The organism is Sporosarcina gallistercoris (assembly GCF_014836415.1).
Classification (GTDB): domain Bacteria; phylum Bacillota; class Bacilli; order Bacillales_A; family Planococcaceae; genus Sporosarcina; species Sporosarcina gallistercoris.
Genome location: NZ_JACSQY010000004.1, coordinates 71,800 through 88,572 on the forward strand (window position 1 = coordinate 71,800; position 16,773 = coordinate 88,572).

14 protein-coding genes are annotated in these 16,773 nt (G+C 45.6%); 4 read left to right on the top strand and 10 right to left on the bottom strand.

The features are described 5' to 3' along the window. Positions 1-106: 106 nt before the first annotated feature. From H9659_RS07330 to H9659_RS07340, 3 genes are all read right to left on the bottom strand, one after another. Positions 107-1,072 carry a S66 family peptidase gene (locus tag H9659_RS07330; protein ID WP_191689288.1) on the bottom strand — a complete coding sequence of 322 codons (966 nt, stop codon included), beginning with the start codon at positions 1,070-1,072 and terminating at the stop codon, positions 107-109. Between the two features lie 111 nt (positions 1,073-1,183). After that, positions 1,184-1,915 (bottom strand): MerR family transcriptional regulator, encoded by a 732-nt coding sequence (locus H9659_RS07335; protein WP_191689289.1) that lies wholly within the window; start codon positions 1,913-1,915, stop codon positions 1,184-1,186. 95 nt (positions 1,916-2,010) lie between these two features. Beyond that, entirely contained in the window at positions 2,011-2,328 is a 318-nt protein-coding gene (locus H9659_RS07340) for a hypothetical protein (protein ID WP_191689290.1), read from the bottom strand. 284 nt (positions 2,329-2,612) lie between these two features. Between H9659_RS07340 and H9659_RS07345 the strand changes: the two genes are divergently transcribed. The 3 genes from H9659_RS07345 (at position 2,613) to H9659_RS07355 (ending at position 6,954) form a co-directional block, all read left to right on the top strand. Then, the gene (locus tag H9659_RS07345; RefSeq protein ID WP_318240706.1) at positions 2,613-4,121 is read left to right on the top strand and encodes a diguanylate cyclase domain-containing protein; all 1,509 of its coding nucleotides are present in this window, start codon (positions 2,613-2,615) and stop codon (positions 4,119-4,121) included. Positions 4,122-4,267: 146 nt separating this feature from the next. Beyond that, positions 4,268-5,263, top strand: coding sequence for a glycosyl hydrolase family 8 (locus H9659_RS07350; protein WP_191689291.1), 996 nt, complete (start codon positions 4,268-4,270; stop codon positions 5,261-5,263). Between the two features lie 95 nt (positions 5,264-5,358). Beyond that, positions 5,359-6,954 carry an aspartate:alanine exchanger family transporter gene (locus H9659_RS07355; protein WP_191689292.1) on the top strand — a complete coding sequence of 532 codons (1,596 nt, stop codon included), beginning with the start codon at positions 5,359-5,361 and terminating at the stop codon, positions 6,952-6,954. 24 nt (positions 6,955-6,978) lie between these two features. On the opposite strand, the gene H9659_RS07360 is transcribed toward H9659_RS07355, so the two are convergent. The 6 genes from H9659_RS07360 to H9659_RS07385 form a co-directional block, all read right to left on the bottom strand. Beyond that, positions 6,979-8,160, bottom strand: coding sequence for an MFS transporter (locus H9659_RS07360; RefSeq protein ID WP_191689293.1), 1,182 nt, complete (start codon positions 8,158-8,160; stop codon positions 6,979-6,981). A 129-nt stretch (positions 8,161-8,289) separates the two neighbouring features. Beyond that, positions 8,290-9,978: a DUF2207 domain-containing protein gene (locus tag H9659_RS07365; protein ID WP_191689294.1), complete on the bottom strand. Its 1,689-nt coding sequence runs from the start codon at positions 9,976-9,978 to the stop codon at positions 8,290-8,292. Positions 9,979-10,108: 130 nt separating this feature from the next. Beyond that, positions 10,109-11,479, bottom strand: a complete 1,371-nt coding sequence (locus H9659_RS07370; protein ID WP_191689295.1) for an MATE family efflux transporter — start codon at positions 11,477-11,479, stop codon at positions 10,109-10,111. A 68-nt stretch (positions 11,480-11,547) separates the two neighbouring features. Then, positions 11,548-12,204, bottom strand: coding sequence for a helix-turn-helix transcriptional regulator (locus H9659_RS07375; RefSeq protein ID WP_191689296.1), 657 nt, complete (start codon positions 12,202-12,204; stop codon positions 11,548-11,550). Positions 12,205-12,220: 16 nt separating this feature from the next. After that, the gene (locus H9659_RS07380; RefSeq protein WP_191689297.1) at positions 12,221-12,883 is read right to left on the bottom strand and encodes an HAD family hydrolase; all 663 of its coding nucleotides are present in this window, start codon (positions 12,881-12,883) and stop codon (positions 12,221-12,223) included. A gap of 94 nt (positions 12,884-12,977) precedes the next feature. Next, positions 12,978-14,111, bottom strand: coding sequence for an alcohol dehydrogenase catalytic domain-containing protein (locus H9659_RS07385; protein ID WP_191689298.1), 1,134 nt, complete (start codon positions 14,109-14,111; stop codon positions 12,978-12,980). 151 nt (positions 14,112-14,262) lie between these two features. On the opposite strand from H9659_RS07385, the gene H9659_RS07390 reads away from it, so the two are divergent. Beyond that, positions 14,263-14,922 carry an MOSC domain-containing protein gene (locus H9659_RS07390; RefSeq protein WP_225217717.1) on the top strand — a complete coding sequence of 220 codons (660 nt, stop codon included), beginning with the start codon at positions 14,263-14,265 and terminating at the stop codon, positions 14,920-14,922. Positions 14,923-15,350: 428 nt separating this feature from the next. On the opposite strand, the gene H9659_RS07395 is transcribed toward H9659_RS07390, so the two are convergent. Then, positions 15,351-16,664: an acetyl-CoA hydrolase/transferase family protein gene (locus tag H9659_RS07395; protein WP_191689299.1), complete on the bottom strand. Its 1,314-nt coding sequence runs from the start codon at positions 16,662-16,664 to the stop codon at positions 15,351-15,353. Positions 16,665-16,773 lie beyond the last annotated feature (109 nt).

Consider the following 16,773-nt stretch of genomic DNA (forward strand, 5'->3'; position numbering starts at 1 on the left):
GCTGAAAGATTTCCCGGGAAGTTGAAAAGTCCGCGCTTCCTATCTATATAAATGAAAACCACGCAAAAAAAGCACTGCTTTAAGCAATGCCAGGTTGAACGAGAGATTAGAACACTTTCAATTCAATGGTACAATCTCTACTATCTAAAACTGCCTCTCCACCAATCGGGAAGGTGAACATCGGCTGAGTATGACCGAAATCCACGTCATAGAGAACGGGAATGTGTTGGAGCATCGGATGTTTTCCTAGGATATAGCGGATGTGCTCATCAGAAACATTGGATTCCCGTTGAAAACGTCCGATTACGAGTCCGCGGATGCTGCCCGCCACTTGCAGTAAGGAAGTCAAATCCCGCGCAAACGTCTCAGGTATGGTCATATCATCATCTTCTATAAATAAAATTGAATCCCTCAATTCAGGCATGTACTCAGTTCCCTGCAACAAATTAAGCGTACATAAATTCGCTCCAAAGACGCGACCTGTTGCCATTCCCTCGTTATAGACTTTCCATTTTGTCGGTTCAAACGTTCGATTTTCCTGATCCATATACCACGAATCATCACTCCACTGCTCAGAAGGTGTGAGCCCAAAACGTACATCTTGCATGAGACATCTTTTGAAGAACTCCGTCTGCCATTCTCGGCCAATGTCCATCGAAAAACTTGAAAAATGAGGTCCGGAATACGTGACCATCCCTGTTTTGGTAGTAATTGCTGTTGCAATCGCGGTGATGTCACTGTATCCACAAAACACTTTCGGATTCTTTCCGATCAAATCATAATCCAAATACGGCAGCAGCTCATTACTATTAAACCCGCCAATGACGGTCAAAATCCCTTTGACAGCGGAATCTCTGAACGCCTCATGAATATCCTCGACTCGGTGTTCAATGGAAGCGGAGTGGTGAAGATCCGATTCAAACGTATACTTACCGAACGTCACTTTGAATCCAAGGGTTTCCAGTCGTTCTGTAGCGCTCTTCACTCCAACTTCAGACAATATCGCACCACTCCGACTCGGTGCGACAATACGAATCTCATCACCCATCTGTAATTTTGCAGGGACGTTCATCAGATCACTACCTTTCCATCCAGTGTCGAACTATTTAGATTCATTAATCATAAGACAACGAATTGAAGAGGTCAATCTAAAAAAGGCGCCTTTTAAAAGCACCTGTTTTAGTTAGTTTTTTGTTTGCGTGAACTCTTTCATCGCATCGCGCATGAAACAAGCTAATCCCTGACCAAACTGGTCGATGTTCGTTTTGAAACGTTCATCTGCCATATACATCTCCCCGAGTCCTGCGAATGCATCCAGTGAGTACGTGCCAATCGTGTTCAAGAACTGATACCATTCACCGATCGTTGCTTGAGCTTCCTCAGAATCCGCTGGGAGATGTCGTACTTCGGCAAGCCGTCTGTAGATCTCATTCATCTTTTCCTGATTTTCACTTCCGAACTGGTTCATTTTCTTTGTTGTTTCATCGACAATCTCTTCTCCCCATCGATCTTTTGCTTCCTGTTCGTAAGGATTTCCGCTAAAATCGAATCCTTTGAATCGTTCTTCGTGTGACATTGTCACTTCACCCTTTCCTTCCTTTATCGTTCGTTCAATCGTCTTAATCATGTCGTCAAGTTGCGTTCGCTTCCGATGGAGCATCTGTCGTTGACTTTCCAATGCTTCCAGTCGATTGAATGACGGATTCCTCAGTATTTCCTTGATTTGTTTCAGTGAAAAACCGATGGCCCTGTAATACAGGATCTGCTGGAGCTCAGAAAGATTTCCATCCGAATATATGCGATATCCCGCTTCAGTTGTTACTGCTGGCTTCAATAATCCTATCTCATCGTAGTGATGCAGCGTTCGGACACTCACACCTGATAGTGCTGCTACTTCTTTCACTCTCATGACCATCCTCCTTTCATATCTTCAGTGTAAGGCCTGACGTAACGTAAGAGTCAACAAAAAATAGACTGCTTCTTGAATAGAAGCAGCCAGCCTAATCCGATTCACATACCTACGTACAAAAAGCCAAGTCCCACTAAAACGGATAGAGTTAAAAGTAACCTGCCGACGAGCGCCTTCCGTTGCATAAGACTGATTGCTAAACCAACCACAGCGCTGATTCCTAGTGCGGCAGCGATTGACTTTCTTATCGTTTCACCTTCAGGGAACGAAGTGAACGTTATGTAAGCAATGATAAGCCCAAGCACAGTATTCAGAACGCGGATCCCTAAATTCAAGTTGAATTGCTTCGTATACATCAGTCCTTGAAGAAGTAGACCCGCTGCACCGAGAGCGATGAAAATGATCAATAAAATTCCCACGTGAACACTCCTTTCCTTGTGTAGCTAGCTGACTCTCTCTTATCCTTCTTTCCCGATAGCGTCAGATGACTAACATTATCACCCTATTTCACTAATTGTCCTTAAAATAAACTGACAACCTCTGTCTCGACATGGTAATATAGTCTTAATTCTACCACTTGGAGGGGTTCGTTATCGCCCGTATTCATAGTCTTCGGACCCGTCTTTCTATTATATTTGTAATCTTCTCGTTTCTCGCCATCTCTTTGCTCAGTTTGATAATTGGACAACGTGCTGTTAAACAGGTGGAACAGGAAATTGGGGGATCTCTCGGTGAAACTGCTCATCTGATGGCGGACAAACTCGATCATTATATGTGGTCCCGTTATGGGGAAACACAAATTCTTGCCAATTTGAACGAACTTCAGCATCCCGAGAAGCCCGAAAAAATCAGCATCCTGATCAATCAGCTAAAAGATACATTTCCAACCTTCTCCTGGATTGGGTATACCGATCCAAAAGGGACTGTTTTAGCATCCTCAAACGATATTTTAAAAGGTGTTGATATTTCAGAACGTCCTGTCTACAAAAACGCACTGGAACAACCTTTCATCGGGGATGTACACGAAGCTGTATTACTTGCTGACCTGCTCCCTAATCCGTCTGGTGAGCAGATGAAATTCGTCGATATCAGTACCCCCGTCAAAAATAGCGATGGAGATTTAGTAGGGGTATTGGCTGCGCATCTTAGTTGGGACTGGTTAAAAGAAGTGAGAACTTCAATGGAGGAAACACTAAGCAATCGGAAAGAAGTTGAATTTTTCATCGTCAGTCCTTTGAAATCCGATATTGTGTTAGGGCCTGAACAAATGCTTGGAATGGAACTCCAAACAACTAGCATAGAGCTTGCGGGTCAAGGACAGAATGGCTGGACACGCGAAAAATGGGCAGATGGCAAAGAATATTTAACAGGCTACGTCACAGCTGCCGGCTACGAAGAATACCCTGGTCTGGGGTGGACCATTCTCGTACGGCAACCTGTGGAAGAGGCATACGCACCGGTTCGGGAGCTTATGCGCTACTTCATTCTCACAGGTGTGATTTTAGTCATTCTTGCCGCTTTCGTCGGTCGGATCCTCGCAGGCTGGATGACCCGCCCACTGAAACGTATTACTCAAGTTGCTGACCGGCTGCGTGCAGGTGAAAACGTGGAAATCCCGGAGTACAAGGGGATCTCCGAAATCGAAATCCTGTCCGATTCCCTTCAGAAACTCGTTACAGATCTCACTACAACGGAATCCGCTTTGCATATGGCCCAGAACAAAGCTCAGCACGATCGGCTCACTGGACTTCCCAACCGTTATGGGCTTGACGTCTTTTTGGAAGAAACAGAGACGGAAAAGCAAGTTGTCACCATTCTGTTTTTAGACTTGGATGGTTTCAAAAACGTGAACGATACTTTCGGACATGCTGCAGGAGATCAGCTGCTGAAGCTCGTTGCAGAACGATTGCAAACACTTGTCTCCCCTGGTGAACTGGTCGCGAGAATCGGCGGCGATGAGTTTGTCGTTGTATTATCAGAAGAACGAGATCCCGTAACGAACGGACTCTCAGTTGGAAATCGCGTCATTCAAACCATCAACGAACCATTCCAACTGAAGGAAGGAGTCGTTTCAGTTGGCTGCAGCGTCGGCTCGGCTGTGTGGCGCTCGGGAGAAGATGATATCCGTGACGTGATCCGCCAAGCAGACGAAGCGCTCTACCAAGCGAAACGATCCGGTAAAAATCGCGTCGTCACGAATGATTCTGTTTAACTACTCACTCGAGCAGGGCAGCAAGAGCTGTCCTGCTCTTTGCACATTAGAAGCCGGATGAAGGAGATGGGACGTTGAAGCGAATGGGAACTTGGAAGCTTACCGGAGCTATATTGCTATTCATGATCGGAGGAGGTTTGTATTGGATGTGGACAGTATATGATTCCCCAGAACGCCCAGCTACAGAATCTTTCGTCCGGTCCCATTTACTGCAGCAGGACGGTTTCATCAGAACCAACATCACTGATCGTGCTGATGAATACTTGTCGGAATCGATGGGTCTCTGGATGCTTTATGTTGTCGTGGCCAACGAAAAAAAGTCATTTGAAACTCAAGTCACAACGTTACGTAACGAATTTCTAACTGACGACCATCTCGTCACCTGGCAAATCATCAGAGGTAACCACGCTTCTGCAAACGCGCTGATCGATGATATCCGGATCATCCAAGCCCTTTATATGGCTGCAGAAAAATGGGATGAACCCGCGTATGAATTACTAGCCGATCAAATGAGTGATTCCATTTCACGTCATCAAACAAGTCAAGGAATTCTCACGGATTTCGTTGAAACAGATAGCAAGAAAGCAGGTACGGAGTTAACACTGAGCTATATTGTTCCTCAAGCTCTCGACCTTATGGCTCTGCGTGGTGAATTGCCACAATCCATCTATCAAAATACGCGAAAAGTGTTAATGGAAGCCCCTCTTTCACCCGAGGGGTTTTTCCCGAAGCAGTATTCGATACGAACCGATAGCTATATATATGATGCAGACGTGAATCTGATCGATCAATTATATACGGGGTATCATCGGGCGGTCTGGAATGGCGATGTGTCTGCACTCGTTTCGTTTACTAAACGTGCTTTTAAAGAAGGTGATAACAAGCTTTACGGTCGTTATGACAGCAAAACAGGAAAACCGTCCGTCTCCTATGAAAGTGCATCTGTCTATGCGCTCGCTGTCATGATGTCTCGTGAAGCAAATGAGCACGAGTTTGCCGATCAGCTTCTCAAACACATGGAACAGCTCGCTGTCCAAAATCGTGAGTCCCCTTATTATGGGGGGTATATCGACCTGGACACGAAGGATACTCATTCGTTCGATAACTTACTTGCGTTGTTGGCGAAGCAGCAATCGGAATAGCCCGTGCTATTGAAGAGAATATCCGAGTAAAATCACTGCACTCATCAGGTTCATTGCCTTATACTTAGGGTAGATTGTTTCATAGAGGTGATTGGATGGAATTATTGCGCTCGTTACTCGACGAACCCCTGATCTTATTATTCGTTATTTTATTTTTAGGCTCCTGGTTCGGTTCGTGGTCGATTAAAGGTCTGAACTTAGGCGCTGCCGGAGTTTTGCTCGTGGCTATGGTGTTTGGACATTTCGGTTTTGCGATTTCTCCGGTCATCCAGAATTTCGGACTGAGTTTATTCATCGTAGGAATCGGATTGCAAGCTGGCCCTAAGTTCTTTCGCATGTTGCGCTCCAGCGGCTTGATCTTTGGCATTTTATCGTTTCTGATCATCCTCTTTGCCGTCGCAACGACGATTCTTGTTGCGAAAGGGCTCCATCTCGATCCAGCATTGAGCGTCGGATTAATGACAGGAGCGCTTACGAGTACACCAGGCTTGGCTGCAGCCTTGCAGGCAACGCATGATCCTCTTGCATCAGTCGGTTATGGGATTGCCTATCCATTCGGTGTTCTAGCTGTCGTTCTATTCGTCCAGTTGCTGCCACGTATCGGGAAGATCGACTTGCAAAAAGACTTGGATGAGACGGCTAATCCAATCCGGACGGCAGGTTCTCCCGTGCTCGCTACGCTTGAAGTGACGAACCCCATGCTTCACAAAAGCAGTTTGAGCGAGTTGAATTTCGCACCCTATGACGCAGTTGTCAGTCGGGTCATCCGTGACGGTCATACGATGATTGCGCTTGGTGATACGATTTTACTGAATGGAGACTATTTAGTTGTCGTCGGGAACGAAACGAAGCTCGATGGGCTGATTGCCTACATCGGCAAGCCTGTGGATACGGAACTGGAAAATCCGGATAATGTCCATCTTCGCAAAGTGGCCGTGGATTCCGATGAGGTCATCGGGAAAACGCTGAAAGAACTCCGATTACGTAAAGATCACGGGACGACAGTAACCCGCATCACACGTGAAGGAATTGAACTGACTCAAAATCCGAATTTGCCATTGATCCGCGGAGACGTGTTGACAATTGTCAGTACGGAACAGCGGCTCGACGAAGTCGAAGAACTTTTCACCCGCAAGAAACTCACTATTACGAACTTGGATATCTTCTCAATTAGTGTGACGCTGCTGCTTGGCGTATTGCTCGGAATGGTGCCGATACCTCTTCCTGGGCTCGGCACCATTCAGTTAGGCACGGCGGGAGGACCGCTTTTTGTTGCGCTGATCATCGGGCATTTCGGGAAGCTCGGCCCAATTCACGTCCGCTATTACGGCCCGTCCAATCACGTCATCCGTGAGCTCGGTCTAGTGCTGTTCCTCGCCGGAGCTGGGACAACAGCCGGTTCCGGAATTGTCGAAGTCATTCAGACCGAAGGCGTGAAGCTGATATTTGGCGGTGTTCTGATAACTCTGGTCCCGATATTCGTCGGCTATTTCGCGGCACGGAAACTGTTGAAACTAAGTGTCGTCCACTCTCTAGGCGGACTATCAGGAGGTATGACGAGCACACCTGCACTTGGTGCTTTGAATCAGCTCATCGACTCAGAAGACCCTGCGATCGCCTATGCAGCAGCGTATCCATTCGCGCTGATACTCGTTGCGATTGCCTCACAATTGATTGTATTCTTTTTATAGAAAAAGACCCTGTACATCAGCCGCTTACAACGGCTGGTGTATAGGGTCTTTTGTTGCGTCAGGTCTGCGCATCCATACGAATGCAAGTACCGCTCCTCCGATGAGTACAATCGTTGCGAAGTAAAATGGATAGTCCAGGTCAATATCGAACAGAATACCTCCGACTATCGGGCCGATCATATTCCCAATGCTCGTGAACATGGAGTTCATCCCGCCGACAAACCCTTGTTCATTCCCCGCGATTTTAGACAAGTACGAAGTCGCCGCCGGACGGATCAAGTCAAATCCTACAAACACGACAATCGTAACTGCTAACACAGCAAAGTAGGAACTCACTATGGTCATCATACCAACTAAGACAGCAGACAAAACGAGACACAGGTAAATGAGCTTCTTTTCGCCCATCCGTTTTGCGAGTCGGTCAAATAGGACAACTTGTGCAATTGCACCGACAATCCCGCTTCCTGTAATCACGATGGCAATATCAGCTGGTGTGAATGCGAATTTGTGATCGACAAACAGACTGAAAATGGACTCAAACGATGCAAGTCCGAATGACAACACAAAAATCAGGACGAATGCGATGAAGTATATCGGTGCAAAAATCCTTTTGAATCCTGGTTTTTGCGTGTTCATCGTCTCTTCATATTGACGTTCAGGTTCACGTAACATGATCAGAGAAAAGATAGCGGCAAAGAGAGCCAGACCCGCTGCGAAGAAAAATGGGACCCGAGTACCGAGTGTCGCGAGAAATCCTCCGATTCCCGGTCCGAGGATGAACCCGGTGGAAATCGCTGCCGACATGTAACCAAGCGCCTTCGCACGGGTTTCGTTCGTAGTAATATCTGCGATGAAAGCCGTGACTGCCGGCATGATGAAGGCTGCACTCACCCCTCCGACAATCCGGGATGCAAACAGGACAGACAGTGATTGGCCGACAGCAAACAGCAGTTCCGAGGCACTGAACATGACCAGTCCGATGACAATCATTTTTTTCCGTCCAATGGAATCCACCCAACGCCCCGACAATGGAGATGCGACAAGCTGTGCAACTGCAAAGAATGCAACTAAATAGCCGACTATTTTCCCAGACAAGTGCAATTCATTCATTAACGTGGGCATGACGGGAATCACGAGTCCAATACCTAAGAACGCAATGAGTAAATTTGTTAATAACAACCATAGTGTAATAGATGATTTCTTCATATATTCCGCTCCTACAACCAGTATCGACCTTAAAATAAGTTATTTCCTCATCTTATCATGGTTGTTTGGGGTTACAAAGCGAATTGTCTAAAAGAATCTTGCGAGTGTGACCATTCCTTGTCGCAAGGGTTAAAACGCTCCTGCACCTCCGCCACCGCCACCGACTCCACCTCCGCCGGACGATGCAGAGGACGAGGATGTATTGGAGGCCGCGACTGCACTATCCGCACGGTTCAATTGCGAATAGGCGTATGTTCCAATCGGGAAATAATACATGATTGGAGGCACGTACCCGCGTTCATAGGACGATTCCGGTTCAACCAATTGTTTTTCATCCATAGTTTTTGTCCCAATCCCGAAAATCACAGCACGCTTTTGCTCGTCATCCAGCTGGTCACTCAAATCAGCAGCTGATACCTCAGGCAGCCGTTTCCGGAAAGCATCCCATTGGTGCTGGATTCCATGTCCTTTCACTGTTTTTGGAGCGTATAACAACCCAAACAGGACAAGTAGTAAGCTTGGGAAAACGGAAAACAATAGCCACATCGGCTGATCGTAGATTCCGAAAATAATCATCGGTGGAACGAGCAAGAAACCTATTAGCACAGATAGGATACGCACTCCCTTTGCTCCTCCTTTCAAATCATGTCCATCGATTTCTTCCTTGATGGATTTCTCCCAAGCACTTTGCAGCGTATTATACTTTTCAACTTCTTGCCGAACTGATAATTTATCTCCTTCTAATGTATTCAAATCTTTATAGGAAAACGTTTCGCCATCACCAAACCCATCGAATAGCCACTCGATGAGCAAGCGCTCGTGCTCATGTTGCGTATCCCGGCTTATGACGCGGAATGCCTCTTCTCCTTGTTTTTCAATATTCCCTTTTCGAAGTAGATCCAATAACGCCGTTGTTTGGACTTGTGTACTTTGCACATGAGGCACAGCATATCTCAGCGTTGCCGGCAGACTCATAACTTCTTCAGGAACGAAATAGGCTTCCGGATAGTGAAGATCGGCTTGCATTTTCCGTTGACGTTGTAAACGTAACGCATACCCACCAATCAGCAGCAGCAACGCGACTGCCCCTCCCACAATATATGGCGCTGCCAGCCCGGACAAGTTGTGCATTTTGTCGTAACGGGCTTGAGCGGTTGCGAGATTTTCTTTCTCTCTCTTCAATTCGGGGCGGATTTCTTTGTCATTTGCGACAGCAGCACTGCCAAACAAGGATGCAGGATATCCAACCCTGACGTCCGCATTCGTCCCAGCAGACACTTCTCCGAGCTTAAACACGACATTTCCCTCTTCATCGGTCTTTCCAACTCCACGAGCTGCATTGTATCCCATAGCAATTACATCATCCGTCGCTTGTGGAGGGCGAACGGTAATCATTACGTTTTCAAAATCAGTTTCGTTGCGATCGTCGAAAAATGGCCAGTAAAATTGAGCCATGTCTGTATACTTCTCTACCCCGTCTACTATCGTGTAGGTTAGTTCGATAACAACAGTCTCGTCTTTTGACTTCCTATGAATTTTATAACTGCCATCTTCACCTTCGATTTTCAAGGACTTACCATTTTCTTCAGCACGGAGATCACGGATGTCGCTTCCTTCTTTCGGGTATAGATCTCGGCTGATTCCATTGAAAGTACCATCAAATTCATACGTAAACTGTTCCTTCACCTGGACATTCCCGTCATTTTCAAGTTGGGCATCAATCTTAAACTCTTTAATCGTAAAGTCATCTGCAAATGCTGGAACCGGATAGGCAAGTAATAATACGAACATCACCATGCTTATCAACACTTTTTTCACGTCCATCACTCCCTTCATTCTATTACGAAATACCCCCGTTATAGTTTCAAATTTCGCTATATTGTTTCCTCTTCCCTAAAATACGCCAATTTAAAAGCGTCCCATCCATTTCAGGATAGAACGCTCAACATTATTCACCAACTTGAATGACCTGTCTGGAAACTCTTCTTCCTAGAAACCATGCAAGCATCAGAGTAAGCGTGTCCGCTACCGGAATCGCCATGATGACAGCTAACGCCGGAGCCACCGGTATGGAAAGCCATTGAACTAGAAATGGCATGGCAAAAACAAGCGGTATGATGACAAGCACTTGTCGGAATCCTGCAATGAGAAGCGATTGACCTTCTCTTCCTGTTACTTGAAGCAATGTAATCATCGTGTAGGTGATGCCGACGAATGGGAACGTGATGAACACCATTTTCATCATTTTAAGGGCTTCTTTTTGTAAGCTCTCATTTGTCGAGAATACTTCTACAATGGCTGAACCCGCCAGGAAACAGATGACTGCAGCGACTACACCGTATCCTATGCTCAGCAAAATCGTTTTCACTGCGGTTGAACGTTGTTTTTCTGTATTTCCACTGCCGTTGAAGTAAGCAAGAATCGATTGCACCGATTGGGTCAGTCCGATAATCGGCATGAGCAGCAACATATACACTTTGTTAGCGATATTCCAACTTCCGATCTGTGAGCTGCCTGCCCATGTCAGAAGCTGATGATTCACTAAAAATGCTGTCACCCCAGCGAGAGACTGCAGGACGGTTTGAACGGATCCGATCTTCACCAGACTCCAAGTGATCGTAACTATCTGTTTCATCGGTTGCGCACGATAGGTGAACCAATAACCTTTCCTTTTCATCCAGCCAATTGCAAGCGTTGCACATACAACTTCACTAATAAGTGTTCCAAGTGCAATCCCCAAAATCCCGAGCCCGAAACCGAAAGTCAGTACCGCGTTTGCAACTAGATTGATGGCAACAGACAGCGAGACTATGAACATTTCCGTTTTAGGATGTCCAAATGCACGAACGACACTGGTCAGTAAATAACCGAGCGAGCTAAAGATATTACTCATGAGGATCACTCGCATATAGATCATCGCGAGTGCTAAAACTTCCCCATTTGCACCCATCTTCCTAAGAACCGGTTCCAGGAAAAACCAGAAAACGATGGAGATTGCCGTGTTTAAAACAAGTGTCATTACGAATCCGGTTTGCACATGGGAATCGAGTGCGATTCGGTCTTCCTTTCCAAGTAACGAGGAAACCATGATTGCTGTAGAAATCGCAAAAAGCGATTGGATTGCTACGAAAACACCTAACAACGGTGATACTAATCCCATTGCAGTAAGCGCACTTTCACTCGCATTACCAAGGTGTCCAGCAAATGCAGTATCCACAATGCCTGTCATGAGCTCGACGATAAGTGACAAAATTGCAGGTAATGAGAATATAAAAATCAGCCGATTGACCGAATAACGAGTATAAATGGATTCTTCCATTTTGCATCCCTCCATACCCTTAGTCTATCCGCTAAATCGGTCACCTATTGTCTTATTTGAAAAACTGATTACTCACGAATATCAAGAACTGATTTCATAGTATGATATGGTTCAAAATCACGTTCAAACTCCTGTTCCAACATTTCAAATTCCGTGATGTTTGCGAGTGGAAGCAAGCAGTACTCATCATCATAAGCATATAAATGGAGGCCATCGTTGCGAAGTACGTAGCTAATAGGTGCAACCGTTTTGACTACCCCCTCTACGGTCAGCTTCACGTATTGCTCTGTATCAAAACACGTATTTATTGCAGTAAATACAGCATCCTTCATCGAGACTGGTTCGTCTACGACATCTACTACGAAGTATTCCGAAGCATCTTGTTCCAATAGATGGATGAAGTCAGGTTCAATTAGCGCTAGCTTTGAAAGGATACTTGTCATTTTATCCTCATGGGAAATCTGATCGAATAGAGACAACGCAAAAATGACTGTCTGCAAGTCTTCTTTTGTAAAGAAACTGCGAGACAGCTTATAGGATGGTTCCATATAAATCCCACCGTCATTACCTTGCTTTGTATACACTGGAATCCCTTGAACAGACAGCCGATCGATATCCCGCTGAATCGTTTTTACACTCACTTCAAATGTTTCAGCTAGTTCGCGATGTGTCGTTTTTTTCGTTTTCAGCAAGTAGAGCAGGATTTCCAACTGTCGACTCTTCAAGTGCATGTCCTCCTATTCACTTCTCAAGTAATGCATAATCGAAGTCAGCAAATGATCCGATCAGCTGTCCCTTTTCGTGGAATGATAACGAACGAGTGACATCGTTCGGGATGATTAAACAATGCACACCTGCGCTTATTGCTGCAATCGATCCATTGTAGGAGTCCTCTACTGCAATCGCTTCGTCTGCAGTAACACCTAGACGTTCCAATGCCACGTTGTAAATGGCTGGGTTCGGCTTCACTTCTTCAACATCCTCTGCTGAAACGATGATAGGGAAGTATTCCAGCAAGCCGTATTGCTTCAAGAACCCTTCAATCCAAGTCAATCTCGAACTGCTCGCAACTGCCAGCAGCATCCCACGCTGTTTCAGCTGTTTGACTGTATCTAAAAAACCATCACGCAATGCGAGTTGTTCTCGAATCGTTTCAAAACGCAAATTGACTTGGTCATGAAAAATAGTTCGGTCCATAGGGACTTCGAGCGACTGGTCAATGAAGTCGAATAATGCGCCGTCCGTTGACCCTACCACTTTCACGAATTCCTCCAACGTCAAATTGAATCCATGCTGCTCCTTCAAAATTTCTTGATAAATATCAAACCAAGCTGATTCTGTATCTATAATCGTTCCATCAAAATCGAATATGACTGCCTTCTTCACACGTGTTCCCCATTTCATATACGTTCTCTATCACCTGTCCTCATTATAGGGGGTCGGGGCCAATTGGTCGAACAAAAAAAGTGCGATGCATCCGCATCGCACGTTCTGTGACTTAAGGCTGGAATATAACTTTAATGCAGCCATCCTCTTTCTTATCGAATATGGAATAGGCATCTGCTGCATCTTCCAGTTTCACTTTGTGTGTAATGATATCTGTTGGGTCAAACTCGTTTGCTTCGATTTTCTTGTAGAGTTCAGGCATCAGGTGGATGACTGGCGCTTGCCCCATTTTAAGGGAGACATTTCTAGTGAAAAAATCACCTAACGGAAAGTTATTAGCATCTGTTGCATAGACACCTGTCAATTGGACTGTACCAAACTTCCGCACAACTTCCGAAGCGGTCACGATCGGGCTGATCGTTCCAAATTGGTTATCTCCACTCGAACCGAATTCTTCAGCTGGCTGAACAGTTCCATCCATTCCAACACAGTCAATGACAACATCAGCTCCGCCTTTTGTCTCTTCGTGCAGCAATTTACCGATTTCATCATGTTCCTTGAAGTTATACGTTTCCACTTTGTTTGTTTTCTTAGCATGTTGCAAACGATAGTCAACATGATCTACTGCAATGACACGCTTGGCGCCTTTCATCCAGGCAAATTTCTGAGCCATTAAACCAATTGGACCTGAGCCTAGGATGATTGCTGTATCACCTTTTTTCAATCCACTATGGATAACACTCCAGTAAGCTGTAGGGATGACATCTGAAAGCAGTGCGATTTGTTCATCTTTCAACTCGCTATTTTCCGGAACTTTGAAGGATGTGAAATCTGCATATGGAACTCGTAAATACTCTGCCTGACCACCAGGGTAATTCCCGTTCTGCTCACCAAAACCGAACAGGCCGCCAACTTCGCCATGCGGATTAGAAGTGTCACATTGGCTCTCCATCTGGTGCTGGCAGAAGAAACACTCCCCGCATCCAATATTGAATGGTATCACGACACGGTCGCCTTTCTTTAACGTTTTCACATCAGATCCTACCTCTTCGACAATTCCCATAGGCTCATGGCCTACTACATAGTCTTGTTCCGGCTGAATCCCACCGTGATAGAGGTGCAAATCCGATCCGCAAATTCCGCTCGTAGTAATCCGGATGATTGCATCACGATTGTCTTGTATCCCCGGCGTCTTCACTTCTTTTGTCACCATCGACTCTTTTCCTTGAAACGTCACTGCTTTCATACGGTCACATCCTTTTTCAAAGTTGTTTAGTATCTACCCTTCCCTCATATTCGTAAACTGAGTTGAAGAGAGAGAAAATATCCTTATTGCCCTCGAAATATTCCCATTGTTTGCTATACTTGAAAAAACAATTATGAAAGCAGGGATTTGGATGACTACACACATGCAGATGAGGACTCTCGCAATAGGGACACCTCAAAAGATTGACACTGCAAAAGGAAAAGAGCTGATTACCGGTATCTGCAAACAAACGATGGAAGAAGCATTTTTATCTTTCGATGGATTCCATCAAGATGACGTAGCGGATAAAAAACACCACGGCGGACCAGATCGTGCAGTGTGTATGTATCCTCATGAACATTACGCCCAGTGGAATGACGAATTTGAATGTACGCTTCCGCCTGCTGCGTTCGGTGAAAATATTACAGCCTCCGGAATGACAGAAGCCGAAGTCTGTATTGGAGATATCTATACAATTGGAAAGACAGTCATACAGGTGACGCAAGGGAGGATACCGTGCAGTACGATTGATCAGCGGCTCGGATATCCTGTGATGAAAAACATGATCAAGACCGGATTCACAGGCTACTTATGCCGTGTTCTCGTAGAAGGTATGGTTCGGTCAGATGATCAGATAGCGGTACACACAAAAGATCCCCTTGGAGTCACCGTGCTTGAAGCGAATACGATCTACTTCCATAACCCGAAAAACATAGAAGGAATCCGTCGTGTGCTGGCGATTGAAGCACTTGCAGACGATTGGCGTAAAAAGTTCGAGAAACGTTTAGAAATAGCACTTACGACCAGTTGATATTGGATGTGGACACTAGATGGATAGAGTGGTTTAGGTGCAACCTTCTTTACGTATGAGTGGAATCAATAAAACAGGAGCCCCCATAGATAGTGGAGGCTCCTGTTTTCGTTGCGGTTCTTCAATAGAAGTGCTTCGCAACTGCGAAGCATTCCTTTTTAAGTGGTTCAGTGCTTGATTGGTCGCGTGTTGGTTTAGAGTGAGCATTTGTTATTGCTCCGCGGGCTACTGAAAGGGGAATGCCGCTTTGCGTTTATGCGCTTTATTGAGAAGTTGAGCGCTTTCACCAGGGTTATGATCATTTCTAGATATTTATGAGCGCTTTTACGTGTTTATGATTTTTGAAGTTTATGAGCGCTTTCGCAGGTTTATGATCATTTCTACAGGTTTATGAGCGCTTTTCAGCATTTATGAGCACTTCCCCTAGTTTATGAGCGCTCAACTAGTTCTGAAGCTGCGTGTTCTTCTGCAGCAGGCAATATTCCAGCTGCAATCGCTTCGCTTCGAAGCTCGTCCCGGAATTTAGGGTGCGCAATGGCAATCAAAGCTTCTGCACGTTCGCGGAGCGACTTGCCATGCAACTTAGCAATCCCGTATTCGGTCACGATGCAATCCACTTCGTTTTTAGAGGTCGTCACAACTGAACCCGGTGCCAGATTCAATTTAATGCGGGACATGGAATCATTTTTCAATGTCGAGTACATGCAGATGAACCCTTTCCCATTTTTAGCTAATTGTGCGCCGCGTGCGAAGTCTGCTTGTCCGCCTGTGGATGAATAATAGTTTCCGGCAATCGTTTCAGAAGCACATTGACCATATAAGTCCACTTCTGTCGTCGCATTGATGGATACAATATTGTCCTCTTTTGCGATTTCATATGGATCATTCACGACACTGACTGGTAAAAATTCAACGCTTGGATTGTTGTGCAGGAACTCATAGAGTCGCTGTGTCCCAAATGCAAATGTCGTCACGATTTTCCCTTGATGTGTAGATTTATTCATACCTGTTACAGCACCTGACGCAACGAGGTCAACGATTCCATCCGTCAACATTTCAGTATGGATCCCTAAATCACGATGATCTCTCAGCATGCTCATCACAGCGTTCGGAACCGCTCCAATTCCTACTTGCAGCGTGTCCCCATTTTGAATTTCGGACGTGATATAACTTGCAATTTTTTTATCCTTTTCACTGCTAACCGGACACTTCTCCTCGGTCAGTAGTGCATCGTGTTCCACATAGCCGGCGATCTGGCTCATGTGCACTTGGTTTTTCCCGAATGTGCGCGGCATGTGCTGGTTCACTTCGAGGATGAAAGGAATCTTGCCGATGAACTCTGAGACATAATCCGCTTGTGTTCCGAGGGAAAAGTATCCATGCTCATCGGGTAAAGATGCAACCGCCATGACGACTGGACGTTTCAATGTGTCCCGTAACAACCGAGGTACTTCGTTGAAGACATTCGGAACGAGATCGACAGCCCCGCTTCGAAACGCATGTCGGGTTGCACCGCTCAAAAAGTAAGACGTGTGCGACAAATGACCTTTCATTTCTCCGCGAATATAAGCCCGCTCACGCAAAGCTAGCATTTGGTGGACAGTTACGTGATCCAATTGTTCATAATTCGCTTCTAACAAATCCAGTAATAAGTGAGGTTCCCCATTTGCTATTGGAATAATGATATCTGTGCCAGGTTGCATTAACGCCATCAATTCTTGCTCGCTCAAATGTTTCGTCATGGTTAAATTAACAGCTCCAGTTCATATGATGCTTCGATTATATCGCAGACTGAGCGCTCGCTCAACAGAGAGCTCTCCGAGGCATTTGTTTGAGATGAAAACAAACCTT

Coding starts and splice junctions, on each gene's coding strand:
- H9659_RS07330 (WP_191689288.1), bottom strand. CDS start 1,072: ATGAACGTCCCTGCAAAATTACAGATGGGTGATGAGATTCGTATTGTC.
- H9659_RS07335 (WP_191689289.1), bottom strand. CDS start 1,915: ATGGTCATGAGAGTGAAAGAAGTAGCAGCACTATCAGGTGTGAGTGTC.
- H9659_RS07350 (WP_191689291.1), top strand. CDS start 4,268: ATGTGGACAGTATATGATTCCCCAGAACGCCCAGCTACAGAATCTTTC.
- H9659_RS07355 (WP_191689292.1), top strand. CDS start 5,359: ATGGAATTATTGCGCTCGTTACTCGACGAACCCCTGATCTTATTATTC.
- H9659_RS07360 (WP_191689293.1), bottom strand. CDS start 8,160: ATGAAGAAATCATCTATTACACTATGGTTGTTATTAACAAATTTACTC.
- H9659_RS07370 (WP_191689295.1), bottom strand. CDS start 11,479: ATGGAAGAATCCATTTATACTCGTTATTCGGTCAATCGGCTGATTTTT.
- H9659_RS07380 (WP_191689297.1), bottom strand. CDS start 12,883: ATGAAATGGGGAACACGTGTGAAGAAGGCAGTCATATTCGATTTTGAT.
- H9659_RS07385 (WP_191689298.1), bottom strand. CDS start 14,111: ATGAAAGCAGTGACGTTTCAAGGAAAAGAGTCGATGGTGACAAAAGAA.
- H9659_RS07390 (WP_225217717.1), top strand. CDS start 14,263: ATGACTACACACATGCAGATGAGGACTCTCGCAATAGGGACACCTCAA.
- H9659_RS07395 (WP_191689299.1), bottom strand. CDS start 16,664: ATGACGAAACATTTGAGCGAGCAAGAATTGATGGCGTTAATGCAACCT.